Source organism: Chelatococcus composti (assembly GCF_014201415.1).
GTDB classification, from domain to species: Bacteria; Pseudomonadota; Alphaproteobacteria; order Rhizobiales; family Beijerinckiaceae; genus Chelatococcus_A; species Chelatococcus_A composti.
Genome location: NZ_JACHEH010000004.1, coordinates 316,174 through 339,199 on the forward strand (window position 1 = coordinate 316,174; position 23,026 = coordinate 339,199).

At 69.9% G+C, this 23,026-nt stretch carries 26 protein-coding genes; 18 read left to right on the forward strand and 8 right to left on the reverse strand.

Going from position 1 to position 23,026, the window contains the following annotated elements; translation table 11 throughout:
* Window positions 1–3: 3 nt before the first annotated feature.
* Complete coding sequence (locus tag HNQ73_RS10270; protein WP_183334745.1) at window positions 4–786, reverse strand: DUF1499 domain-containing protein; 783 nt, start codon at window positions 784–786, stop codon at window positions 4–6.
* Window positions 787–986: 200 nt separating this feature from the next.
* Here HNQ73_RS10270 and HNQ73_RS10275 point away from each other — a divergent pair, with 200 nt between their 5' ends.
* The 4 genes from HNQ73_RS10275 to HNQ73_RS10290 all read left to right on the forward strand — a co-directional run bounded on the left by HNQ73_RS10275 (window position 987) and on the right by HNQ73_RS10290 (window position 4,336).
* A complete protein-coding gene (locus HNQ73_RS10275) occupies window positions 987–1,493 on the forward strand; it encodes a MarR family winged helix-turn-helix transcriptional regulator (protein WP_183334746.1) in 507 nt (168 codons plus the stop codon).
* A gap of 39 nt (window positions 1,494–1,532) precedes the next feature.
* A complete protein-coding gene (locus tag HNQ73_RS10280; protein ID WP_183334747.1) occupies window positions 1,533–2,960 on the forward strand; it encodes an amidase family protein in 1,428 nt (475 codons plus the stop codon).
* Window positions 2,961–3,197: 237 nt separating this feature from the next.
* Window positions 3,198–3,410 carry a hypothetical protein gene (locus HNQ73_RS10285; RefSeq protein WP_183334748.1) on the forward strand — a complete coding sequence of 71 codons (213 nt, stop codon included), beginning with the start codon at window positions 3,198–3,200 and terminating at the stop codon, window positions 3,408–3,410.
* Window positions 3,411–3,427: 17 nt separating this feature from the next.
* Entirely contained in the window at window positions 3,428–4,336 is a 909-nt protein-coding gene (locus tag HNQ73_RS10290; RefSeq protein WP_183334749.1) for a metallophosphoesterase, read from the forward strand.
* Window positions 4,337–4,342: 6 nt separating this feature from the next.
* Here the strand turns inward: HNQ73_RS10290 and HNQ73_RS10295 are convergent, their stop codons facing one another.
* Window positions 4,343–4,930, reverse strand: a complete 588-nt coding sequence (locus tag HNQ73_RS10295) for a L,D-transpeptidase (RefSeq protein WP_183334750.1) — start codon at window positions 4,928–4,930, stop codon at window positions 4,343–4,345.
* Between the two features lie 199 nt (window positions 4,931–5,129).
* Here HNQ73_RS10295 and HNQ73_RS10300 point away from each other — a divergent pair, with 199 nt between their 5' ends.
* A complete protein-coding gene (locus HNQ73_RS10300; RefSeq protein WP_183334751.1) occupies window positions 5,130–6,062 on the forward strand; it encodes a histone deacetylase family protein in 933 nt (310 codons plus the stop codon).
* Between the two features lie 57 nt (window positions 6,063–6,119).
* On the opposite strand, the gene ribB is transcribed toward HNQ73_RS10300, so the two are convergent.
* The 6 genes from ribB to HNQ73_RS10330 all read right to left on the reverse strand — a co-directional run bounded on the left by ribB (window position 6,120) and on the right by HNQ73_RS10330 (window position 11,855).
* Window positions 6,120–7,421, reverse strand: a complete 1,302-nt coding sequence (gene ribB, locus HNQ73_RS10305; protein WP_183334752.1) for a 3,4-dihydroxy-2-butanone-4-phosphate synthase — start codon at window positions 7,419–7,421, stop codon at window positions 6,120–6,122.
* A gap of 68 nt (window positions 7,422–7,489) precedes the next feature.
* Window positions 7,490–8,605: a chorismate synthase gene (aroC, locus tag HNQ73_RS10310; protein ID WP_183334753.1), complete on the reverse strand. Its 1,116-nt coding sequence runs from the start codon at window positions 8,603–8,605 to the stop codon at window positions 7,490–7,492.
* A gap of 101 nt (window positions 8,606–8,706) precedes the next feature.
* The gene (locus tag HNQ73_RS10315; RefSeq protein WP_183334754.1) at window positions 8,707–9,300 is read right to left on the reverse strand and encodes a histidine phosphatase family protein; all 594 of its coding nucleotides are present in this window, start codon (window positions 9,298–9,300) and stop codon (window positions 8,707–8,709) included.
* Entirely contained in the window at window positions 9,297–10,127 is an 831-nt protein-coding gene (gene fabI, locus HNQ73_RS10320) for an enoyl-ACP reductase FabI (protein ID WP_183334755.1), read from the reverse strand. The genes HNQ73_RS10315 and fabI overlap by 4 nt, the downstream gene beginning before the upstream one ends.
* A 251-nt stretch (window positions 10,128–10,378) precedes the next feature.
* Window positions 10,379–11,308, reverse strand: coding sequence for a DnaJ C-terminal domain-containing protein (locus HNQ73_RS10325; protein WP_183334756.1), 930 nt, complete (start codon window positions 11,306–11,308; stop codon window positions 10,379–10,381).
* 94 nt (window positions 11,309–11,402) lie between these two features.
* A complete protein-coding gene (locus tag HNQ73_RS10330; RefSeq protein WP_183334757.1) occupies window positions 11,403–11,855 on the reverse strand; it encodes an RT0821/Lpp0805 family surface protein in 453 nt (150 codons plus the stop codon).
* Between the two features lie 92 nt (window positions 11,856–11,947).
* Here HNQ73_RS10330 and pdxH point away from each other — a divergent pair, with 92 nt between their 5' ends.
* The 13 genes from pdxH to HNQ73_RS10395 all read left to right on the forward strand — a co-directional run bounded on the left by pdxH (window position 11,948) and on the right by HNQ73_RS10395 (window position 22,982).
* Window positions 11,948–12,562: a pyridoxamine 5'-phosphate oxidase gene (pdxH, locus tag HNQ73_RS10335; protein WP_183334758.1), complete on the forward strand. Its 615-nt coding sequence runs from the start codon at window positions 11,948–11,950 to the stop codon at window positions 12,560–12,562.
* 44 nt (window positions 12,563–12,606) lie between these two features.
* Window positions 12,607–13,362, forward strand: coding sequence for an SDR family NAD(P)-dependent oxidoreductase (locus tag HNQ73_RS10340; protein WP_183334759.1), 756 nt, complete (start codon window positions 12,607–12,609; stop codon window positions 13,360–13,362).
* A gap of 8 nt (window positions 13,363–13,370) precedes the next feature.
* Complete coding sequence (locus HNQ73_RS10345; RefSeq protein ID WP_183334760.1) at window positions 13,371–13,814, forward strand: NUDIX hydrolase; 444 nt, start codon at window positions 13,371–13,373, stop codon at window positions 13,812–13,814.
* The gene (locus HNQ73_RS10350; protein WP_183334761.1) at window positions 13,811–14,230 is read left to right on the forward strand and encodes a TIGR02301 family protein; all 420 of its coding nucleotides are present in this window, start codon (window positions 13,811–13,813) and stop codon (window positions 14,228–14,230) included. The genes HNQ73_RS10345 and HNQ73_RS10350 overlap by 4 nt, the downstream gene beginning before the upstream one ends.
* A gap of 180 nt (window positions 14,231–14,410) precedes the next feature.
* On the forward strand, window positions 14,411–14,668 hold the full coding sequence (locus HNQ73_RS10355) for a hypothetical protein (RefSeq protein ID WP_183334762.1): 258 nt from the start codon (window positions 14,411–14,413) through the stop codon (window positions 14,666–14,668).
* 91 nt (window positions 14,669–14,759) lie between these two features.
* Entirely contained in the window at window positions 14,760–15,638 is an 879-nt protein-coding gene (ygfZ, locus tag HNQ73_RS10360) for a CAF17-like 4Fe-4S cluster assembly/insertion protein YgfZ (protein WP_183334763.1), read from the forward strand.
* A gap of 18 nt (window positions 15,639–15,656) precedes the next feature.
* Complete coding sequence (locus HNQ73_RS10365) at window positions 15,657–16,280, forward strand: DNA-3-methyladenine glycosylase I (protein WP_183334764.1); 624 nt, start codon at window positions 15,657–15,659, stop codon at window positions 16,278–16,280.
* 185 nt (window positions 16,281–16,465) lie between these two features.
* A complete protein-coding gene (locus HNQ73_RS10370) occupies window positions 16,466–17,074 on the forward strand; it encodes a YfbR-like 5'-deoxynucleotidase (protein ID WP_183334765.1) in 609 nt (202 codons plus the stop codon).
* A gap of 103 nt (window positions 17,075–17,177) precedes the next feature.
* Complete coding sequence (locus tag HNQ73_RS10375; RefSeq protein WP_183334766.1) at window positions 17,178–17,693, forward strand: tyrosine phosphatase family protein; 516 nt, start codon at window positions 17,178–17,180, stop codon at window positions 17,691–17,693.
* Window positions 17,694–17,699: 6 nt separating this feature from the next.
* Entirely contained in the window at window positions 17,700–18,689 is a 990-nt protein-coding gene (locus HNQ73_RS10380) for an NUDIX hydrolase (protein ID WP_183334767.1), read from the forward strand.
* 102 nt (window positions 18,690–18,791) lie between these two features.
* Entirely contained in the window at window positions 18,792–21,656 is a 2,865-nt protein-coding gene (locus HNQ73_RS10385) for a DUF2339 domain-containing protein (protein WP_183334768.1), read from the forward strand.
* Window positions 21,657–21,783: 127 nt separating this feature from the next.
* A complete protein-coding gene (locus HNQ73_RS10390) occupies window positions 21,784–22,038 on the forward strand; it encodes an exodeoxyribonuclease VII small subunit (protein WP_183334769.1) in 255 nt (84 codons plus the stop codon).
* Window positions 22,039–22,064: 26 nt separating this feature from the next.
* Window positions 22,065–22,982: a pirin family protein gene (locus HNQ73_RS10395; protein ID WP_183334770.1), complete on the forward strand. Its 918-nt coding sequence runs from the start codon at window positions 22,065–22,067 to the stop codon at window positions 22,980–22,982.
* Window positions 22,983–23,026: the final 44 nt, after the last annotated feature.

Genomic DNA, 23,026 nt, shown 5'->3' on the forward strand with positions numbered 1-23,026 from the left:
CGCTCAGAACTGGGCCGTCCGTGCCTGCTGCTCGAACTCGGCGATGAAGCGGGCGATCCGCGCGGCATTGACGCCGAAATCATGCATGCCGTAGCGCGAGACCGAGCGCACATCGATTTTCGCACCTTCGGCCCGCGGCGTGACCCGGATCACGATGTCATCCGGGAAACGCAGCAGGAGCGTGTGGTCAACAGCGTCGATCTGGCCGCGCCCGGTGCGCCCGCCGGGCTGGCGCACTTCGGCGATCTGCCAGCCGAGCGTGCGCGCCGCCCGCTCCGCGACGGACAGCGCATCCTCCGGCGACAGCTCGGCGTAAATTGGCACGACTTCCGGGTAGGCCTCGCGCTGCGGCAGGCGCTCCTGCGGGCTGAGCTCGCGCGGCACGTGCCCCTCGCGGGCTGCCAGTACCTGCGCCGAGCGCGAGAAAGCCGGCGGATCGACGATGTCGGTGCTGATGTCGTTCATGCGCGGCAGGACGATGGCCTTGAAGCCAAGGAAGGCGGGCCATCCGAGCACGACGAGGGCTAGGAAGGCGCCGCGCACCGCCAGCCCCAGCCCCTGCTGCCCCTCCTGCCAGACGAAGACGAAGGCCGTGACCGCGAGGGCGAGCGCCACGAGCGCCAGCGCCACGGCGCTCGCGATGACTGACAGGCCGGAAAACCATTCGACGAGGCCGAGGCGTGTCAGGAGCACACCCGCCGCCGCCACGAGCAGGGCGAACCAGCCGATCCTGCGGCTCCAGACGGCCGCTATCGACAAAGGCTCCTCGACAATCAGGCGGCGCATGGGAAGGCTCGCGACAGGGAGACGACGGACCGACGGCCGGACGGCCGCGACGTCCATGGATGGCATCGTGCGGCGGCCGGCGCAATGTCCGGCAAAGCGTCCCGACGGTCTCGGGCGGCAACGGAACCGTCCGGCAGTGTTTCCATCGCTGCCGAGATGGTTTAAGGCCTTGATTCAGGCAAGGGGGCGAGCCGACACTGATGACCGACTCCGTTCAGCAGGGCGACGCGCTGATGCGAACCTGGCTGCGCTTCGTCCGCATGAACCAGCGGCTTTATGCGGCCATGAGCCAGGAGCTGCGTCAGCTCGACCTTTCCATTCCCCAGTTCGATGTGCTGTCCACGCTGACAGAGCGTGAAGGCATCACGCAGCAGGAGCTGGCCGAGCGCCTCTACGTGACCAAGGGCAACGTCTCCGGCCTGGTCGACAGGCTCGCCGCAAACGGCCTCGTCGTGCGCCAGCCCATTGCCGGCGACCGCCGCTCCTATGCGCTCCACCTGACGGAAAAGGGCCGCACGCTCGCCGAGCGCGGCATCGCCGCCCAGCGGGCCTACGTGGCACGCACCCTGGGCGCGCTTCCGCAAACCGATATCGCGGAATTGGAGCGTGTGCTCCTCGCCTGGCGCGATATCCTGCGCCGCGACGACGAGGAGCGGAACGCGCGCACCGGCAGACCGGCGCGCCTGCGCTCCCCCGCGGCCGAGTGACCGGCCGCGCAAGGACTGGATGGAGCCTGGGAGGGGGCCGTGGATCTCCTGACGCAACCCGCGCATGTCATCCTCGCCTCCCTCGCGCGCGGCGACCTGTCGAGCACCGAGCTGCTCGACATGACGCTTGCGCGCATCGCCGCCGAGAACCCGGCCCTGAACGCCATTGCGACGCTCGACACGATCGCGGCCCGCAGCGCAGCCAGGCAGAGCGACGCCCGCAGGGCCGCGAGGCAGGCCCGCCCGCTCGACGGGCTCGTCATCACCATCAAGGACGCCTTCGACGTCGCCGGCATGATCTCGACAGCGGGGGCGCCGAGCTTCCGCGACCGGGTGCCGGAGGCGGACGCCGCGGCCGTGGCGCGGCTGCGCGCGGCCGGCTGTGTCATCCTCGGCAAGACGAACGTGCCGCTCTTCTCCGGCGACTTCCAGACCTACAATCCCGTCCACGGCACCACCAACAACCCCTGGGACCTCACGCGCTCCACCGGCGGCTCGTCCGGCGGGGCGGCGGCAGCCGTCGCGACCGGGATGAGCGCCTTCGAGCTCGGCTCGGACCTCGGCGGCTCGCTGCGCTGGCCGGCGCATGCCTGTGGCGTTTTCGCGCTCAAGCCGACGTGGTCGCTCGTCTCGACGCTTGGCCACGTGCCACCCGCGCCGGGCGTGACCCGGGAGGGGGACCTCGTCGTCGCCGGGCCGCTCGCGCGCTCGGCGGACGATCTGGCGATGATCCTGCCCGTCATCGCGCGCGACGGGCGCTCCATCGAGGTGCCGCCTCTCGACGGGCACGGGCTCCGGGTCGCCGTGTGGCTCGACGAGCCTTTCGCGCCGGTCGACGCAGCGGTGGCGGAGGGGGTGGCGCATGCGGCTGCCCTGCTGGCGGAGGCCGGCGCCATCGTCGACGAGCGGGCGCGGCCCGGCTTTTCCTTCGCCGAGGCGTTCGAGGTCTACGCCCTGCTCAATCACGCCATTGTGGCGGCCGGCCTGCCGCAGAAAGTGCGCGACAGGTTGGCGGCCGACGCCGCCAACTACCGCCCCGGCGACCTGTCGCATCGGGCCCTGCAGGCGCGTGGTGCGCGGCTGGACGTCGCCACCTGGAACCGGCTGCTGGAGCGCCGGCGCGCGCTGAAGGAGCAATGGGCCGCCTTCTTCGCGAACTGGGACGTCGTGCTGATGCCACCCGCCCCGGTGACGGCCATTCCCCACGACCAGACGCCGGATCTCCACGCCCGCACCATCACGGTCAACGGCAAGCCGCGGCCCTATTTCGACTTCCTGCTCTGGTCGTCGCTCGCGAGCGTTGCGCATCTGCCGGCGGCGGTGGCGCCGGTGATGCGCACCGCGGCGGGCTTGCCGACGGGCGTGCAGATCGTAGCGGCCGAATGGGCGGATGGGACTGCCATCGCGGTGGCGCGGCTGCTGGAGGAACGCGGCTGCCGCTTCGTGCCGCCCGGCCGGAGCGACTGAGCAGCATTTCCGGCCTGTCGGAACGCCAGCGCACATCGCGGCGCCCATTCCCTCCCCGGCGTGCTCGCCACGCAAGAGTTTGTTAACGCTGCCGCGGAAGCGGACGCGGTGTGACACGCCTTTGCCTCAGTGCCGTCAAGCGCCTGACGAGATCCCTCGCGATGGTGCCGAAGTGGTGCCGTGCGGCGGGCGGCACACCCCGCCGGCGGCTGCCGGCAGACCGACGAGACAGAGCAGATGACCGAGATCCCTTCACGTTCCGACGACAAGGCCGAGAAGACGGTGGCGACAGTGGCCGAGCCCGCTTGCCAAGGCAAGTCGGATGCGCCAACGTTTCGTGCCATCGGAATTCCGGCGGTGGCGGCTGCGGTGGAACAGTTCCGCCGCAGCGGGCAGAGAACGGCCGAGCGGTTGCCCGACTATCTGCGCAACGGACCATTCGCGAGCTGACAGGACCGTCCTGAAGGATGCCGACCCGGCGAACTCTTCTCAAAGCTTTCGCCGGGACCGTCATTGCAGGAGGGTTCGCTTCCTATGCCTTCGCCATCGAGCCGGGAATGCGGCTCGTGGTGAAGCGCTACTGGATCACGCCGCGCGGCTGGCCGGCGGATATGGAACTCACGCTCGCGGCCATCGCCGACCTGCACGTCTGCGAGCCATACATGCCGGCCGCCCGCGTGGCGGAGCTTGTTGCGGCAACCAATGCCCTGAAGCCGGACGTGACGGTGCTGCTCGGTGACTACATCGGCACGCACCACTTCGTGACGCGCCGGCTCGAGCCGCAGGAATGGTCCGAACCGCTCGGCCAGCTCACGGCACCGCTCGGCGTCTATTCCATTCTCGGCAACCACGACTGGTGGCATCCGCTGGCGCCGGGCATGCAGCCCGACGGCGCGAGGGCCATGCGGCGCACGCTCGAGGGCGTCGGCATCCCCGTGCTGGAGAACGACGCCGTCCGGCTGGAGAAGGATGGCAGGGGCTTCTGGCTCGTGGGCCTCGGCGACCAGATTGCCCATATTCTCGGACCGGGCATGTTCCGCGGGGTGGACGACCTGCCGGCAGCCCTCGCCCAGGTCGACGACGGCTCGCCCGTCATCCTCCTCGCGCACGAGCCAGACATCTTCCCCACCGTGCCGGCCCGCGTCAGCCTGACGCTGGCGGGCCACACCCACGGCGGGCAGGTGCGCGTGATGGGCTACTCGCCCATCGTGCCGTCCGCTTACGGCAACCGTTATGCCTATGGGCTCGTCGCAGAGCGCGGCCGCACCATGATCGTCTCCGGCGGGCTCGGCACAAGCGTCGTGCCCATGCGCCTCGGTGTGCCGCCGGAGCTCGTGCTCGTCCACCTCGGCGGCCTGCCGGGGCCGCTGACGTGACGGCGCCTACTTGACGATGACCCGCGCCCCCACCTTGGTGCGGTTGTAGAGGTCGATCACGTCGATGTTGCGCATGCGGATGCAGCCGGAGGATACAGCCTGGCCGATCTTCTCGGGCTCGTTGGTGCCGTGGATGCGATAGAGCGTGTCGCGGCCGTTCTCGTAGAGGTAGAGCGCGCGGGCGCCGAGCGGATTGTTCGGGCCGCCCTTGGTGAACCGCACGTGCGGCCAGCGGGCCTTCATCTCGGCCGGCGGATGCCAGTCGGGCCATTCGGCCTTGCGGGCGACCACAGCCGTCCCCGTCCAGCCGTAGGCTTCGTCGCCGACGGCGACGCCATAGCGGATGGCCTTGCGGTCAGGCAGAACGAAGTAGAGGAACTTCGCCTTCTGGTCGACGACGATGGTGCCGGGGGGCTCGCCGGTGGGATCGTCGATCAGATAGCGGCCGTATTCGGGAGAGACATCGGCCTGGGGGACGAGGGCCATCCACTCCCGGTCGCGGGCCGAGACTTCGGGATCCGGCACACCCTTGAAAGTGCACCCGGCCAGCATAACGCCGATCGCAAGGACGGCACCCAACATCCTCAAGACCATGCCAATCGCCCCCAAAGGATCATCAACCCGGCGCACAATGTGATTCGATTGCCCGATTCGCTGTGCTGTATGGCACATGCGAAGAGCGTATCAACGGCCGCCGGCCAGAAAACAACGCCGATTGGCAATTACTCACCGAGCGTGACATAGACACAACGTTTCCCGGCTGCAAAGCTGCAATCTCTGCTGGAACCCCGCCGTGACAACCCTTCTCGTTTCGCCCCCCTCCTCGATGGCGCATGCGACCCCGCCGGGCCACCCCGAGCGGCCGGACCGCCTGCGCGCCATCGAGCAGGTGCTGGAGCAAGAGAAATTCGCCGATCTCGTGCGCATCCGCGACGTGCCGGCGGCAGACCGGGAGACGATCTGCCGCGTGCATCCGCCCGGATACGTCGACAGCCTCATCTCCGCCTCGCCGCGCGAGGGGCTGGTCAACCTCGACAGCGACACGACGATGTCGCCGGGCACTCTGGAGGCCGCCGTGCATGCCGCGGGCGCGGCCCTGCTCGCCGTGGACGAGGTCGTGGGCGGCACGGCCGACAACGCCTTCTGCGCGGTACGGCCGCCCGGCCACCATGCCGAGAAGGCAACAGCCATGGGCTTCTGCTTCTTCAACAACGCGGCGATCGCAGCGCGATATGCGCAGAAGCGGCACGGCCTCGAGCGCATCGCCATCATCGACTGGGACGTGCACCACGGCAACGGCACGCAGAACATTTTCTGGGACGATGCCAGCGTGCTCTACTGCTCGACGCACGAGATGCCGCTCTATCCCGGCACCGGCGCCGCCTCCGAGCGCGGAGAGCACGACAATATCGTCAATGCCGTGCTGCAGGCGGGCGACGGCGGCGAGAGCTTCCGCGAGGCGCTGGAGATCGCGATCTTTCCGCGCATCTCCGCCTTCCGGCCCGACCTCATCATCATCTCGGCCGGCTTCGACGCCCACTGGCGCGACCCGCTCGCCAACATCAACCTGACGGAGAACGACTTTGCCTGGGCGACGCGCGAGCTCATGGACATAGCCGACCGGCAGTGCGGCGGGCGCATCGTGTCGCTGCTCGAGGGCGGCTACGACCTGCAGGGCCTCGCGGCCTCCGTCGCCGCCCATGTGCAGTGCCTGATGCGGGGCTAGCAGCACCGGCGGGCAGCAAACGGCCCGCTTATGGCCGGCGGAATGCAGAGCGCGCCGTCAGCCCTCCAGCAGCACGGTGTCGGCAATCTCGATGCCGAAGCCGCTGAGGCCGACGAAGGCACGCGAGGTCGAGGCGAGGTTGCGGATCGAGGTCACGCCGAGATCGCGCAGGATCTGCGCACCGAGGCCCACTTCGCGCCATTGCTGGGTGCGGGCGAATTCAGAACTCGTCGTGTCCTCACCGACGACGGTGAGAGGCACGCCGGCCGTGCCGTCGCGCAGGTAGACGAGCACGCCCCGCCCCTCCTCCGCGAACCGGGACAGTGCCTTGTGCAGCGTGGTGGCGCCGCCGAAGACGTCGGCCACCACATTGGCGCGGTGCAGCCGCGCCGGTACGCCGCGGCCGTCGCCGATGCTGCCGTACACGAAGGCGAAGTGGTTCACCGTGTCGAACGGCGTCACATAGGCGTGGCCCGTCATCTCGCCGATCGCGGTCGTCACCGGGAAGGTGGCGACGCGCTCCACCAGCTTCTCGCGCGCCTGGCGATAGCCGATGAGGTCGGCCACCGAGAGGCGCTTGAGGCCATGCTCCCTGGCGAAGGCCTCGATCTGCGGGCCCTTCATCACCGTGCCGTCGTCGTTGGCAAGCTCGCAGATGACGCCGACCTCGGGCAGGCCCGCGAGGCGGCACAGGTCTACCGCCGCCTCGGTGTGGCCCGAGCGGATGAGCACGCCGCCCTCGCGCGCGATGAGCGGGAAGACATGGCCAGGACGCACGAAATCGGCGGCGCCCATGTTGTTGTTGGCGAGAGCGCGCACGGTGTTGCTGCGCTGCTCGGCCGAGATGCCCGTCGTGAGGCCGTGGCGCACGTCAACCGAGACGGTGAAGGCCGTGCCGAGCGGGGCGTCGTTGGCCGCCACCATGGGATCGAGCCTGAGCCGCCGCGCGATGGCCGCGGTCAGCGGCGCGCAGACGATGCCGCAGGTGTGGCGGATGATGAAGGCCATCTTCTCCGGCGTGCAGAGCGAGGCGGCGACGACGAGGTCGCCCTCGTTCTCCCGGTCGTCGTCGTCCGTCACGATGACGATCTCGCCACGGGCGAAGGCCTCGATCGCCTCGGTCACCGTCTGGGTCATGGAAGCCTCCTCGCGCCTAGCGGACTCGCTTTGGGCGCCGATGAAATCGTTGGGCGTCACAGCGCCGCGGGTCACTTCGAGAATGAGCCGCGCCGTCTCGCGCGACAGCCACGCCCCCTCGTCGCGGCACAGCTGCGTAACCGCACCGGGCGTGACGCCTAAGCGGCGGGCGAACTCCACGCGCGTCATTTTCTCACGGGCGAGCCAGTCGGCCAGTTTCATGGCGGCGACGCTACGCCTGGCAGATTTTTAGTGCAACTAAAATCTCGTCAGGGCTGATTGAGCAGGACTCAATCCTGCATCGGCCAGGGCGTCGTCTCGCCCACCTGGCCGCGATGGCGCAGGTAATGGTCGGCGATGACGCAGGCGACCATCGCCTCGCCCACCGGCACGGCGCGGATGCCGACGCAGGGGTCGTGCCGCCCCCTGGTCATGACCTCCGTCTCGCCGCCGAAACGGTCGACCGACAGGCGCGGCTGCAGGATCGAGGACGTCGGCTTGACGGCAAAGCGCGCGATCACGGCCTGGCCCGTCGAGATGCCGCCGACGATGCCGCCGGCATGGTTGGAGAGGAACAGCGGCTTGCCGTCGTTGCCGAGCCGCATCTCGTCGGCGTTCTCCTCGCCCGTCAGCGCCGCCGCCTCGAAACCGGCGCCGATCTCGACGCCCTTGACCGCGTTGATGCTCATCAGCGCCGCGGCGAGGTCCGAATCGAGCTTGCCATAGACAGGCGCGCCGAGGCCCGGCGGCACGCCCTCGGCCACGATCTCAATGACGGCGCCGATGGAGGATCCCTTCTTGCGGATGCCGTCAAGATAGTCGGCGAAGAAGGCCGCGGCCTCCGCGTCCGGGCAGAAGAACGGGTTGCGGCCCACCTCCTCCCAGTCCCAGCGGGAGCGGTCGATCTTGTGCGGGCCCATCTGCACCAGTGCGCCGCGCACCACGAGCCCCGGCACGATCTTGCGGGCGATGGCACCGGCGGCGACACGCATCGCCGTCTCGCGCGCTGAGGCGCGGCCGCCGCCGCGATAGTCGCGGATGCCATACTTCACGTCATAGGTGTAGTCGGCATGGCCGGGGCGATACTTGTTCTTGATGTCCCCGTAGTCCTTCGAGCGCTGGTCGACGTTCTCGATGAGCAGGCCGATGGGCGTGCCCGTCGTCATCTGCACACCCGTCTTCTCGTCGGTAAAGACGCCGGAGAGGATGCGCACCTGGTCCGGCTCCTGCCGCTGGGTCGTGTAGCGGGACTGGCCGGGCCGACGGCGGTCAAGATCACGCTGGATGTCAGCTTCGGTCAGCGGGATGCGGGGCGGGCAGCCGTCGACGACACAGCCGATGGCCGGCCCGTGGCTCTCGCCGAAGGTGGTGACACGAAAGAGGTGACCGAAGCTGTTGTGGGACATGATCTCGCCGCGCTTGTGCTCGCCGCCTCTTACGCGCGCGGGGGCGCATCGTCAAACCGCCCGCATCCGGTGTGCCAGCCCGACCGGCTCCCGCGCTCGTATCAGGAAGGCTCCCAGCGGTGCGCGCCACCCTCGAAGACGAGAATGCGGCCCTGCCAGATGTCGATGTGCGGCGCCTCGTCCGGCGTGACGCGGGACAGAAGCGTCAGCACGGCCCGCGCGACCCCGCCGTGCGAGACGACGAGCGTGTCGCGCGTCAGGCTTTCGAGAAGCGGCTGCACGCGCGCCGCAACAGCGGCATAGCTCTCGCCGCCCGGCGGCGTGAAGTGCCAGCAATCGCGCTTGCGGGCAGCGTAGAGGTTGGGCTCGCTCTCGCGCAGCTCCTTCCACGTCCGCCCTTCCCATTCGCCGAAGGAGATCTCGGCGAGGCACGGCTCGAGCCTGTAGCCCGCGCGCGGCAGGCCGACGGCCTGGCGCAGCAGTTCCATCGTCTCGCGCGTGCGCGCGAGCGGGCTGGCGATGAAATCCAGGCTTTCGCAATCGGGCACGAGATCGCGCAGCAGGCGCCCGACGGTGCGCGCCTGCTCGCGGCCGGTGTCGTTGAGCGCCGTGTCGCGCTTGCCTTGCAGACGCCCCACGGCGTTCCAGTCCGTCTCGCCGTGACGGACGAAGAACAGACGCGGCCTTGCGCTCATTCCTTGCCGAGCACGATGTCGGGCGCCTCAGGGTTCTTCATGCCGACGACATGATAGCCGGCGTCGACATGGTGGACCTCGCCGGTCACGCCGCGGGACATGTCGGAGAGGAGATAGGCCGCCGTCTCGCCCACTTCCTCGATGGTCACCGTGCGGCGCAGCGGCGAGTTGTACTCGTTCCACTTGAGAATGTAGCGGAAGTCGCCGATGCCGGAAGCCGCCAGCGTCTTGATGGGACCGGCGGAGATGGCGTTGACGCGGATGCCCTGCGGGCCGAGGTCGGCCGCCAGATAGCGCACGCTCGCCTCGAGCGCCGCCTTCGCAACGCCCATGACGTTGTAGTGCGGCATCCACTTCTCCGCGCCGTAGTAGGTCAGCGTCAGCAGCGAGCCGCCGTCCTTCATCAGCTTCTCGGCCCGCTGGGCAATGGCCGTCAGCGAGTAGCAGGAGATGAGGAGGCTCTTGGAGAAGTTCTCCGGCGTCGTATCGACATAGCGGCCGGTGAGCTCGTCCTTGTCGGAATAGGCGATGGCGTGGACGACGAAGTCGAGCTTGCCCCAGCGCTTCTCGGCCTCGGCGAAGACGGCGTCGATGGTGGCGCCGTCGGTGACATCACAATGCCCGAATACCTCGGCGCCGAGTTCCGCCGCCAGCGGCTCCACGCGCTTCTTCAGGGCATCGCCCTGATAGGTGAAGGCGAGCTCGGCCCCGTGGGCATGGGCGGCCTTGGCGATGCCCCAGGCAATGGAGCGGTTGTTGGCCACTCCCATGATGAGCCCGCGCTTGCCGGACATGATGGGCGGGCGTGTCGCTGAGTTCTCTGCCATGGCCGTTCGAATTCTGATCTGTTCTGACAAGCCGGATGCTCCGGAGCGGAGGCGCATCATTATCCGAGAGCGGCGGCGGACGGAAGCCTCGGGCGCGACTTCTGCGCAAAGCAGCCTTTTGCGCCGGGCACGGGGCGCAGATCGGCAGGCAGTGCCTGCCGACTTCCGATTCGGCTCCACAGGAAAACGCGATTGCCGCTCGCGCCGCGAATCACACAGCGGGCGGAAGCGGGTTCAGCCCCGGCCGCAGCTCAACTCTTGGCCGAGGCGGCCTCGCGCCACTTGCGCATGAGCGCGTCGAGCGCCGGGTCTGCCTTGTCGGGCAGGACGATGTCGAGCGTGACGATCAGGTCGCCCGCCCCGTCCTTGTCCGGGATGCCCTTGCCGCGCAGGCGGAAATTCTTGCCACCGCTCGACATGGGCGGGATCGTCATGGCGACGGCGCCGTCGAGGGTCGGCACGCGCACCTTGGCGCCGAGCACTGCATCGGCGAGCTGCACCGGCAGGCGCAGGCGCAGGTTCTTGCCCTCCACCTTGAACTGGGGGTGCGGCGCCACGTGCACCGTGAGCAGCACGTCGCCCGGCTCGCCGCCGAAGGGGCTCGGCTCCCCGAGGCCGCGCAGGCGGATCGTCTTGCCGTCGCTGATGCCCTTGGGAAGGTTGACCTCCACCTCCCGGCCGTTGGTGAAGTTGATGCGCCGCTTGCCGCCGTGCACCGCCTCTTCGAGCGTGACGGTGATGTCAGCCTTCACGTCCTCGCCGCGCGGATGGTGCGTGCGGCTGCGCCCCGCCCCTGCCGAGCGGCTGGCGCTGCGCATCGCCTCGCCGAACAGGTCCGAGAAGAAGTCCTGCGGGTCAAAGCCCGCGCCCGCGCCCGGCCCGTAGCGGCGGAAATCGAAGCCGTGCGTGCTGCGCCCGGCGCCGGCGCCCGCGAAGCCCTCGAACCCGTGGAAGCGGGGCTTGCCCTCCGCGTCGATCTCGCCGCGGTCGTATTTGGCTCGCTTCTCCTTGTCGCCGAGGATCTCGTAGGCGGCGTTGACTTCGGCAAACTTCTCCTTGGCCTTCGGATCATCCTTGTTCCGGTCCGGATGATAGGCCTTGGCGAGCTTGCGGTAGGCCTTCTTGACCTCCGCATCGCTCGCCGATCGGGAAATACCGAGAACACTGTATGGATCGCGCATGGATGACCTGTCAGGGAGCGGGGACCGCAACCACCCCCTCCCATATGGGGCAACTGTTGCACGTCTGCAACGTTCTTGAGCGCGTCCGAGCGCCTCAGACCGACTTGCGCCAGGGCTTGACCTCGAGAATGGACCAGCCCCCGCCGGAAGGCCGGCAGGCCGTGCCCTGCAGGGCCTGGGAGCCCACCTGCAACGTCAGGTCGGCAAGGAAGGCGCGGCACACGTCGCCGTCCTTCACATAAGGCTGGCCGAGCGGCAAGAATGCGCCCTTGGCGCCGGTCTCGGGATTGTCCCACGATGCGCTGGAGCCGTTGCCGAAGGGGTCGAGCGCGACCTCGAGCGCGGCCTTTGCACGGCGCCAGTCTTCCGCCGTCAGTTCGGGCGACAGGGGCGAGGGCGCGGACGTGACGGAGCTAGTCGCCGTCACGTCGTCGTCCCCGAGGAGAGAACCGAGCGGAAAGGAGATGCTGCAGCCGCCAGCGGCAAGCGCCGCCACGAACGTCGCAACGAGTGCGACGCCACGCCCTGCGTGAATGCCTTCGCACAACGATGCTGTTCTCTTATAAGAGCTGCGCAGATAGCCCCGGGTCACGAGCCGCCCTCTCGCCGATCCAATCGAATCCGTCAGGAATTTAAGCCGTGGAAGCGTTAACGAGCGGTGACTTCTCCAACGAAACCGACCCCTTCGGGCTCTTCGCCCGCTGGCTCGAGGAAGCAACGGCCAGCGAGCCGAACGACCCGAACGCGATGGCGCTCGCCACCGTGGACGCGGACGGCCTGCCGGACGTGCGCATGGTGCTGCTGAAGGGCTTCGACGGGCAGGGATTTGTCTTTTACACCAACGCCGAGAGCGCCAAGGGGCGCGAGCTCGCCGCCGTGCCAAAGGCCGCCCTCCTCTTCCATTGGAAGAGCCTGCGCCGGCAGGTGCGCGTGCGCGGCCCGGTGGAGAACGTCACGGATGCGGAGGCGGACGCCTACTTCGCCACCCGCCCGCGCGGCAGCCGCATCGGCGCCTGGGCCTCCCAGCAGTCCCGCCCGCTCGAGAGCCGCTTCGCGCTCGAGAAGGCGGTTGCCTTCTACACGGCCAAGTTCGGCGCCGGCGAGATTCCCCGTCCCGACTACTGGCGCGGCTTCCGCGTGCGTCCGGTGGCAATGGAGTTCTGGCACGACCGGCCCTTCCGCCTGCACGACCGCATCCGCTTCTTCCGGCCGGAGCCGGATGGCGAGTGGCAGCGCGAGCGCCTATATCCCTAATTCCCGCACCGGCCCTGCGCCTTTCATCATCAGGACGAACCGCCATGCCCCCATCCACCAATGCGACCCGGCGCGTGATGCTCCTGACAGGGGCAAGCCGCGGCATCGGTCATGCGACAGTCAAGCGCTTCTCGGCCGCTGGCTGGCGCGTCATCACCTGCTCGCGCCACTCCTTCCCGGAGGAATGCCCGTGGGAGATGGGACCGGAAGACCACATCCAGGTCGACCTTGCCGATCCCGACAACACCATGGAGGCCATCGAGGAGATCAAGCGTCGCCTCGAGCCCGAGGGCTCCGTTCTGCACGCGCTCGTCAACAATGCCGGCATCTCGCCGAAGGGCCCCGGCGGCTCGCGCCTCGGCACCATGGACACGCGCCTCGAGGACTGGAAGCAGGTCTTCCAGGTCAACTTCTTCGCCCCGATCATGCTGGCGCGCGGCCTCGTGGAGGAGCTCGCCCGCACGCGCGGCTCCGTGGTCAATGTCACCTCCATCGCCGGCTCGCGCGTCCACCCCTTCGCGGGGGCGGCCTATGCAACCTCCAAGGCCGCTCTCGCCGCGCTGACGCGCGAGATGGCGGCCGACTTCGGCCCGCGCGGCATCCGCGTCAACGCCATCTCCCCAGGCGAGATCGACACGGCCATCCTGTCGCCCGGCACGGAAAAGCTCGTCGAGCAGATTCCACTGCGCCGGCTCGGCACACCCGACGAGGTGGCCAAGGCCATCTACTTCCTTTGCACGGAAGCCTCCTCCTACGTGAACGGCGCGGAGCTGCACATCAACGGCGGCCAGCACGTATAGGCGCGGCGATGTCCGACGACCGCCGCTATCCGGCACGCCCCTTCCTCGCCGCGAGCGTCGCGACCTTCCGCGACGGGCGGGTGCTCCTCGCGACACGGGGCCGCCCGCCGATGGAGGCGCGCTGGAGCCTGCCGGGCGGACTCGTCGAGCCGGGCGAGCACCTGCATGAGGCCGCCCTGCGGGAGCTGCGCGAGGAGGTGGGTGTCGAGGCCGAGATCGCCGGCTTCGTCGACCATGTCGAGATCATCGAGCGGGACGCGACGGGCGTCGTGCACCATTTCGTCATTGCTGCCTTCGCCGCCCACTGGCGGGCGGGCGAGCCGGCGCCCGGTCCCGAGGCGGGGGACGTGCGCTGGGTCCTGCCGGGCGAGGTGACGCAGCTGCCCACGACGCCGGGCCTTGCCGCCATCGTCGCCCGCGCTGCCGCCATCCTCGGCGAGGGCGCGCAATGAGATACCTCGTCCTCACCTGCTGCCTCGCCCTTGCGGCCCTCTGCAACGGAGCCGCGCATGCCCAGCAGCCGCAGAACCCGGCAGCGACAGAGCCGCAGGCAGGCGCCGAGGCTGCACCGCCCTACGAGGCCGACCTCATGCGCCTCGCCCGTGTACTCGGCGTGCTCACCTTCATCGACGGACTGTGCGGCGAGGGCGACCCGCAGCAATGGCGCGAGCGCATGGCTGACCTGCTCGATGCCGAAGGCACGAGCCCGCAGCGGCGCGAGCGCCTCGCCGGCGCCTACAACCGCGGTTATCGCAGCTATGCTCTCACCTACCGGCGCTGCACCGATGCGGCCCGTGCCGCGCGCGACCTGCATGCCGCCGAGGGCCAGCGCCTCACGCGCACGCTGGCGAGTCGCTTCGGCCAGTAACTGGCCTTCGCCCGGCGCCTTCCGCTGCCCGAGGCCCATCTCGAGCTATGTGTCCTGTGGATTGCAGGCATTTTCCCCGCGCTGTTAACCTCGCATAAAGAAGCCGCTAGAGTGCCGGCCGTGGGCTGCTAGAGTGAATGGACCGGGGCATTGCGCCACGGGTTGCGTAACGGCAGGAACATGGACGAATTCAACCAGCACGACGACGATTTCCTCGCGGCCACCGAGGAGAAGCGCGCGGCGCTCAGCTATCTGAGCGAAGCCTTCGCCGAGGCGCAGCTCGACGGCCTCGACGGTGACTGCGTGGCCCATGCAGCACTCTTCGCCGCCTTTCAGGAGCTCGTCAGCACCTACGGCGAGGAGGCGGTGGCCGATTTCGCCGAGCGCCTGCCCGAGCGCATCCGCAGCGGTGCCTTCTCCACCGCCAGCAAGCACTGACGCCTCGTGCCCGCCGGGCATCGCCGCCAAACCGGGTTGAGCGGCGCGCGCCCTCCCCCTATCTCTCCCGCGAGTGCGGACGGAGGGCCGAATGCCGAGGACTTTTCTGCCGGACAGGGGTATCGTCAGGGTCGCAGGCGAGGATGCCCGCAGCTTTCTCGAGGGGATCGTCACCAGCACCGTCGCGAGCCTCACACCCGGAACAGCGCGCTGGGCCGCGCTGTTGACACCCCAGGGCAAGATTCTCGTCGACTTTCTGGTCCTGGCCGTGCCGGAGGACGAGGGGGGCGGCTATCTTCTCGACGTGCCGCGGGCGCTGGCTGAGGACCTCGTCAAGCGCCTGTCCTTCTACAAGCTGCGCGCCAAGGTCACGATCACCGACGAGAGCGAGGCGCTCGCCGTCGCCGCCCTGTGGGGCGACGAGACGGAGGCGCCCGGCCGCACCTACGACGACCCGCGCCTTGCCGCCCTCGGCCGGCGCGCCATCGGCCCCAGGGCCGAGATCGAAGCCCTCGGGCAGGCGCCACTCGCCGATTATCACGCCATGCGCATCGCGGCCGGCGTACCGGAAGGGGGCAAGGACTTCACCTATGGCGAGGCCTTCCCGCACGAGGTGCTGATGGACCAGCTGGGCGGCGTCTCCTTCAACAAGGGCTGCTACATCGGGCAGGAAGTGGTCTCCCGCATGCAGCACCGCGGCACCGCCCGCACGCGCATCGTGCCCGTGGTCTTCACCGACGGTTTCGTGCCGGAGGATGGCGCAACGGTCGTCGCCGGCGAGAGGACGCTCGGCCATGTCGGCTCCTGCGCCCGCGGCCGCGGCCTCGCCATGCTGCGGCTCGACCGCGTGGCGGACGCGCTTGCGGCAGGGCTGACCCTGACGGCCGGCGGCCTCGCCCTCACGCTCGAGAAGCCGTCCTTCGCCACCTTCGCCTTCCCCGGCGAGGCGGCGGAGACGGCGCAGTCCTGACGAAGCGCGGAGGGGGCGATGGTCGAGGCGGCGGAGGCGGATCTCATCCTGCACGAGGACGGCAGGTGGCGCTGCCGCTGGCCCGGAGTGGACCCGCTCTACGTCGCCTATCACGACACGGAATGGGGCGTGCCAGAATACGACAACCGGGCGCTCTTCGAGAAGCTGATCCTCGACGGGTTCCAGGCGGGCCTTTCGTGGATCGCCATCCTGCGCAAGCGCGACAACTTTCGCCGGGCCTTCGACGGTTTCGACCCCGAGGTCATTGCCCGCTACGACGAGGCCAAGCTTGCGGCCCTGATGCAGGATCCTGGCATCGTTCGCAACCGCGCCAAGATTCTCGGCACCGTGCAGGGTGCCCGCGCCTGGCTCGCCATCATGGAGCGAGGCGGCTTCAGCAACTTCCTCTGGGGCTTCGTCGACGGGCGGACGCGCCAGAACAGCTTCTCGCGCATGGCCGAGGTGCCGGCCGAGACGGCCGAATCGCGCGCCATGTCGAAGGCGCTGAAGCAGGCCGGCTTCAACTTCTGTGGCCCCACCATCGTCTATGCCTTCATGCAGGCGGTGGGCATGGTGAATGACCATCTCGTCGGCTGCTACCGCCACGCGGAATGCGCCGCCCTCGCCCGCGACACGCGCTGAAGGCCCTTCCCCGCCGCATCTCCGGCATCTTGCCCGGCCGCACCACGATGCTAGGTAGGGACCGCCGGGCGGCGCGAGGGCGCCTCGCCCGCCATGGAGAGGAGAGCCCTGTTGTACGGACCGTCGCGCGCGTTTTCCCTGCCCGGCCCGGCTGCTGAGCGCGCCCCTGCGGCGCGCGGCGAGCCATGAGCCGACGCTCCGGCAAGGAACCGCGCGCCTGGCAGCGCATGCTGTCCGGGCGGCGGCTCGATCTCCTCGATCCCTCTCCGCTCGATGTCGAGATCGAGGACATCGCCCATGGCCTCGCCCGTGTCGCCCGCTGGAACGGGCAGACCGTGGGTGCGCACATCTTCTCGGTCGCGCAGCACTCGCTGCTCGTCGATGCGATCGCCGGGCACATCCACCCGGAGCTCGACGCCAAGGCACGCCTTCTCGTACTCCTGCACGATGCGCCGGAATATGTCATCGGCGACATGATCTCGCCCTTCAAGGCGGTGCTCGGGGGCAACTACAAGGAGGTGGAGAAGCGGCTCGCGGCCGCGATCCACCTGCGCTTCGGCCTGCCGGCCACGGCTCCGGCCGCCCTCGTGCGTGCCACCAAGCGCGCAGACAGGATCGCTGCTTTCCTCGAGGCGACGCGCCTTGCCGGCTTCGCCCGCGAGGAGGCGCTGGCCTTCTTCGGCCGCCCGGCGCCCCTGCCGGCAGCGATCGACCGCTTCCTCGAGCCCTGGTCGGCCGAGGAGGCCAAGGCGCGGTTCCTCGCCCGCTTCAACGCCCTCGTTCCGGCGCTCTGATTCCGTTCCGGCAGCCGATCCACAGTCGGGAATCGTCGCCGTCATCGAATCGCCCCACTATCGTTCTGGAGATCAGGGAGCGTTCTGCGGAGGTTCGACATCGATGCCGGCCCTTCACGTGTGTCCCCTCTCGCGCCTCGCCGAAACCGTCGCCGCCGTGCGGCCGAGCCACCTCCTGACCGTGATCAACGCCGCGACACCCGTGCCGCGGCCGGAGGGCATCGGGCCGGAAAACCACCTCGTCATCGGCGTCAGCGACATCCTCGAGGCAATGGACGGGCACATCCTGCCCGGCGAGGAGCACGCCCGGCAAATCATCGGCTTCGTGCGCAGATGGAACCGGGAGCGGCCCATGGTCGTGCACTGCTATGCAGGCATCAGCCGCTCCACCGCCGCCGCCTACATCGGCCTGTGCGCGCTACGGCCCGACCTCGACGAGTTCCTTCTCGCCGAGCGCCTGCGCCGGGCCGCGCCGAGCGCGACGCCCAATGCCCGGCTGGTGGCGGCGGCGGACAGGCTCCTCGGCCGACGCGGCCGCATGAGCGAGGCCATCGCAGCCATCGGCCGCGGCGTGGACGCCTTCGAGGGCACGCCCTTCGCCCTCCCTCTCGACAGTTGAACGGCGATGAGTGAGGCCAGCCTCCCCCTGCCGCGGCCTGCCATCGAGATCGGCCTCGCCGCAGCCATCGTGACCGTCGAAGGCGAGACGCCGCACATCCTCGTCGCGCATCCCCCCGGCTCGGACGTACCGGCCCTGCCCGCCGGCCCCTTCGACCCGCTGGCGCACCGCACCTTCGAGGTTGGCCTGCGTGCCTGGGTGCGGGAGCAGACTGGCCTTGCCCTCGGCTATGTCGAGCAGCTCTACACCTTTGGGGACCGGGGGCGCGGCGCGGCCGCGGGCGACGCCGGCCCGCACGTCGTATCCGTCGGCTATCTGGCGCTCACCCGCGTCGCCGGGGAGCAGGCCCCTGCGGGCGGCGCCTCCTTCATGCCGTGGTACGACTTCTTCCCGTGGGAGGACTGGCGCACCGGGCCGCCCGCCATTCTGGCGACGGAGATCCTGCCGCAGCTCCAGGAATGGGCGAAGGCGCCCCATGCGGACGACGGCCAGCAGATCCGGGCGCTCACGCGCGAGGAGCGGCTGCGCCTGTGCTTCGGCTGCGACGGCAGCCCCTGGGACGAGGAAAAGGCGCTCGAGCGCTACGAGCTCCTCTATGAGGCGGGCCTTGTCGCCGAGGCGGCGCGTGACGGGCGCCCCGCCGCCCTCGCCCGCGGCCGCCTGCCGCCGCTCGGCAAGCCGCTGGCCTACGACCACCGGCGCATTCTCGCCACCGCCATCAGCCGTCTCCGGGCCAAGCTCAAGTACCGCCCCGTCGTCTTCGAACTGATGCCCGAGCGCTTCACCCTCACCGCCCTGCAGACGAGCGTGGAAGCCATCACGGGCCGCCATCTGCACAAGCAGAACTTCCGGCGCCTCGTCGAGGCGACCTCGCTTGTCGAGCCCACGGGCGAGATGATGCCCACGGCCGGACGCCCCGCCGCCCTCTTCCGCTTCCGCCGCGAGGTGCTGCAGGAGCGTCCTGCCCCCGGCCTTCGCCTTGGCACCCGCGCCTGATGCGGTCACCACGCCGTCCTTTGCGCCGGCGCACAGCGGGCTGCGCTTTGCATCGCCCACCATCCCGGGGCAAAGTTCTGCGGTGTCAGCGGGGGGCTCGCCGTGAGCGAAGATACGGCCATTGCGCTCATCGTCCTGATCGCGCTTGCGGTGCCGGTTGCCGCCATCGCCGGCTTCTTCATGGCGCTCAGGCTGCGCGGCCGCACGGCGGCGCTCGAGGCGCGTCTCGCGGCGCTGGAGCTGAAGCTGGCCGAGGCGGGCGTCGTCGTGCCGCCTCCCGCGGCGGATGCAGCTGCTGCCGGGCCGCAGGCCCCGGAGCCGGCCGCAGGGGACGAAGCCCCGCCGCCCCCCACGACGGTGGCGTTGGAACCGGCAGAAGAGCCGCGGCCACTGGAGGAACCGGAGGAAACGCTTGCGCCCGGCCTGGTGCCTGCGGCGGCAGCGACGGCCGCCCCGCAGGCGGGGCTCGAGGAACGGCTCGGCTCGCGCTGGGCCGTGTGGGTGGGCGGTGTCGCCCTGGCGCTCGGCGGCGTCCTGCTGGTGCGCTATTCCATCGAGGAGGGCTATTTCGGTCCGGCCGCGCGCGTCGTCGCCGGCCTCGTCACGGCGCTCGCCCTGATTGCCGCCGGCGAATGGCTGCGGCGGCGCGAGCGCGGCGCGGAGGGGGCCGCCGACGGCGCGTCGCCGGCCCACGTGCCAAGCGTGCTGACTGCCGCCGGCACCATGACGGCCTTCGCCAGCGTTTACGCCGCCCATGCGCTCTACGGCTTCATCGGCCCGGCGCCGGCCTTCGTGCTGCTCGGCCTCATCGGCATCGCGACCATGGTCGCGGCCGCCCTGCACGGGCCGGCGCTCGCCGCGCTCGGGCTTCTCGGCTCTCTGGCGGCCCCTCTCCTCGTCTCGAGCAGCGATCCCCGGCCATGGCCGGTCGTCATCTATCTTCTCGCCGTCGTCGCGGCGGCCTGTGGCCTCGCACGCCTCCGCCTGTGGCGGTGGCTGGCCTATTCGGCAGCCGGCGGCGCGCTCGTCTGGTGCTGGCTGGTGGTGACAAGCGTCGGCAACGCCGACGCGCTGCCCGCCATGGCGCTGGTGCTGGCGCAGGCGGCGCTCGCCGTGGTGTTCCTCGTCGCGCTGCCCTACGGCGGCGCTCGGCCGACAGCCGAGGATGTTCCCGGGGCCACAGCCAAGGCGGCCGTAGAGGCAGGCGACGGGGCCGAAGCGACCGCGCCACCCGTGCCCGCGCCGCAGCCGCGCGTCTGGACCCGGCCGCTCGACCTGCCCGCCCTCGCGGTGCTTGCCGCCTTCGGCGCGCTCGCTGTGCTGGCAGGCGAGCTCGCAGACGGCGGCGGGCGCGCGACCTTCTCGGCTGCGATGGCGGCCCTGCTCATCGCCACCGGCTACGCCTATGCCGCCGCGGCGGGAGCGGGCCTCATCGGCGCCGCCGTCGCGGCGGGCTGCCTCGCCTTCTGGCCGGTCGCCCGCTATGCGATGCTGGAGCCGGGCGGGGCCTCCATGCCCGGCGGGCCGGCGCTGGCGCCCGGCGAGCAGCCGGCGGCCCTCAGCCTCTATCTCGCCTTTGCCGTGGCGGCGGGGCTGGCACTCCTCGCGACCGCCGTGCGGCGGCTGATGCGCGCCGCGGACCTGCCGCTCGTCTGCGCCGCCTGCCATGCCGCCGCCGGGACGACTGGCCCCCTCGCCCTCCTCGTCATCGCCTACTGGCGCGTGACGGCCTTCGACACCAGTGTACCCTTCGCCCTCGCTGCCGCCGTCCTCGCCCTCCTCTTCACGGGCGCGTCCCGGCTGCTCCATCGCGCGGACGACAATGCCACTCCCGTCGCGGCGCTCGGGATGGGAGCGATGGCGGCGGCGGCGCTCGGCGCTCTTGCGCTCGGCCTCACCTTCGCGCTCGAGAAGGGCATGCTCACCGTCGCCTTTGCCCTGTCGGCGCTCGGTACGGCCTTCGTCTCGCAGCGCATCGCGCTGCCGGTGCTGCGCTATGCCGTCGGGGCCATCGGCCTCCTGGTCCTCGGCCGCATCGCCTGGGACCCGGCCATCGCCGGCGATGCGCTGGGCACGACGCCGGTCTTCAACTGGCTGCTGTGGGGCTATGGCGTGCCGGCGGCCTCCTTCGCGCTCGCGGCCCGGGTGCTCGCCGCGAGCGGGCGGGACCGGGTGACCCAGCTGTGCGAGAGCCTGGCCATCCTCTTCAGCGCCCTGCTGGTCTTCTTCCAGATCCGCCACGCCCTGCACGGCGGAGACCCCTTCGCGGCGGATTCGGGTTTCGTCGAGATGGGTCTCATGGCCACGGCGGGTCTTGCCTTCTCCTTCGTGCTGATGCGCCTCGAGCTGAGGCGGGCAGACCCGGTCTATCACTTCGCCGGGCTCGCCTTCGCTGTCCTGACGCTGATCCTCGCCGGCTTCGGCCTGCTGCTGAGCGAGAACCCGCTGTTCACCGACGAGCCCGTGCGCGGCGGCCCCGTCTTCAACACCCTCTTCCTCGCCTATCTCGTGCCGGCCGTCATGGCGGCGGGCCTTGCCTGGATGGCGCGGGCGCACCGACCGGCGTGGTACGTGCGCGGCGCGCTGGCGCTTGCGCTGTTGCTGCACCTCGCCTTTACCGTCGACGTCATCCGCTTCCTCTTTCAGGGGCCGCAGATCGGCTACTGGCGGCAGACGGGCGAGGCCGAGCTGTGGACCTATTCGGCCGCGCTCGTCGTCATCGGCGTCGCCATCCTCGCCGTCGGCCTGTGGCGCGACTGGCGCTTCGCGCGCCTCGCCTCGGCGCCCTACATCCTCATCGCCGTGGTCAAGGTGTTCGTGGTCGATCTGTCGAGCCTCGAAGGCGTCCTGAGGGCCCTGTCCTTCATCGGCCTCGGCCTCGTGCTCGTCGGCATCGGCCTCGCCTACCAGAAGCTGCTGCGCAGGGGCGGAGCCGGGGCGGCCGTGGCCGATGACACGGTTTCGTGAAGTCGGGGAGCCGGGCCGTTCCCCTCTTCGGTGTGCAACCTTTGGATGCTTCAACCCTGATGGGGTTGCCTCTTGCCCGAGGGAACGCGATAACGCTCATCTGGAGCACATGTCCCCTGAGGAATGCATGATGAGCGATCACGCGCCGTCCGATATCGCGTCCCTGCCTTTCGAGCGTGCGCTCAAGGAGCTTGAGGAGATCGTCGACCGGCTCGAAAAGGGCAACGTGCCGCTCGACGAATCGATTGCGATCTACGAACGGGGCGAAGCGCTCAAGAAGCATTGCGAGACGCTTCTGAAGAAGGCCGAGGCCCGCATCGAGAAGATCACGATCGGGCCGGACGGCAAGCCGGGAACCGAGCCCCTCGACGTCGAGGGCTGAGCCTCCATCAGCACGGGGAGGATGCGATGAGCTGGCTTCGTGGCGAGGATCCTGTGGCTGGCGACGCGCCGTCCTGCGATGCGGTGGAGCTTGTGGTCGTGCTGCGCGTCTCGGATATCGGCGGCTTCTCCGTGCGCCGCGCCCTGCCGACCGTGCGGCGGCGCATGGTCGGCCCCTTCATCTTCTGGGACGAGATGGGGCCGGCCGATTTCGCCATCGGCGACGGGCTCGACGTGCGGCCGCATCCGCACATCGGCCTCGCCACCCTCACCTATCTCTTCGAGGGGGCGATCGTGCACCGCGACAGCCTGGGCAGCGAGGAAATCATCCGCCCCGGCGCCGTCAACCTCATGTCGGCCGGCAGCGGCATCGTCCATTCCGAGCGCACGGGCCTCGAGGAGCGCATGCGCGGCACGCGCCTGGCGGGCATCCAGAGCTGGGTGGCCCTGCCCGCCGACCGCGAGGAGGACACGCCTTCCTTCAGCCACTACGACGAGAACGCCCTGCCCGACATCGTCGGCGAGGGCAAGCACGTGCGCGTCGTCGCCGGCACGCTCTTTGGCTCCACATCGCCCGTCGCTACCGCCAGCGAGGCGATCTACGCCGATGTCGCGCTGTCGGCTGGAGCGAGCATCCCGTTCGACCCCGTGGCCGAGGAACGGGCGATCTACACCGTCTCCGGGGACATCGACATCGCCGGCGACCGTTTCGAGGCGCACCGCCTCCTCGTCTTCAAGCCGGGGGATGCCATCACCGTCACGGCCCGGACGCCGGCCCGCTTCCTGATGCTCGGCGGCGCGCCGATGGACGGCAAGCGCTACATCTGGTGGAACTTCGTCTCCTCGCGCAAGGAGCGCATCGAGCAGGCGAAGGAGGACTGGAAGATGGGGCGCTTCGGCGGTGTGCCGGGCGACGACGAGTTCATTCCTTTGCCCGAACTGTGAGCCCTGCGGCAGCGGATACCTTTGACCGGCGCCGGACGAGGCCC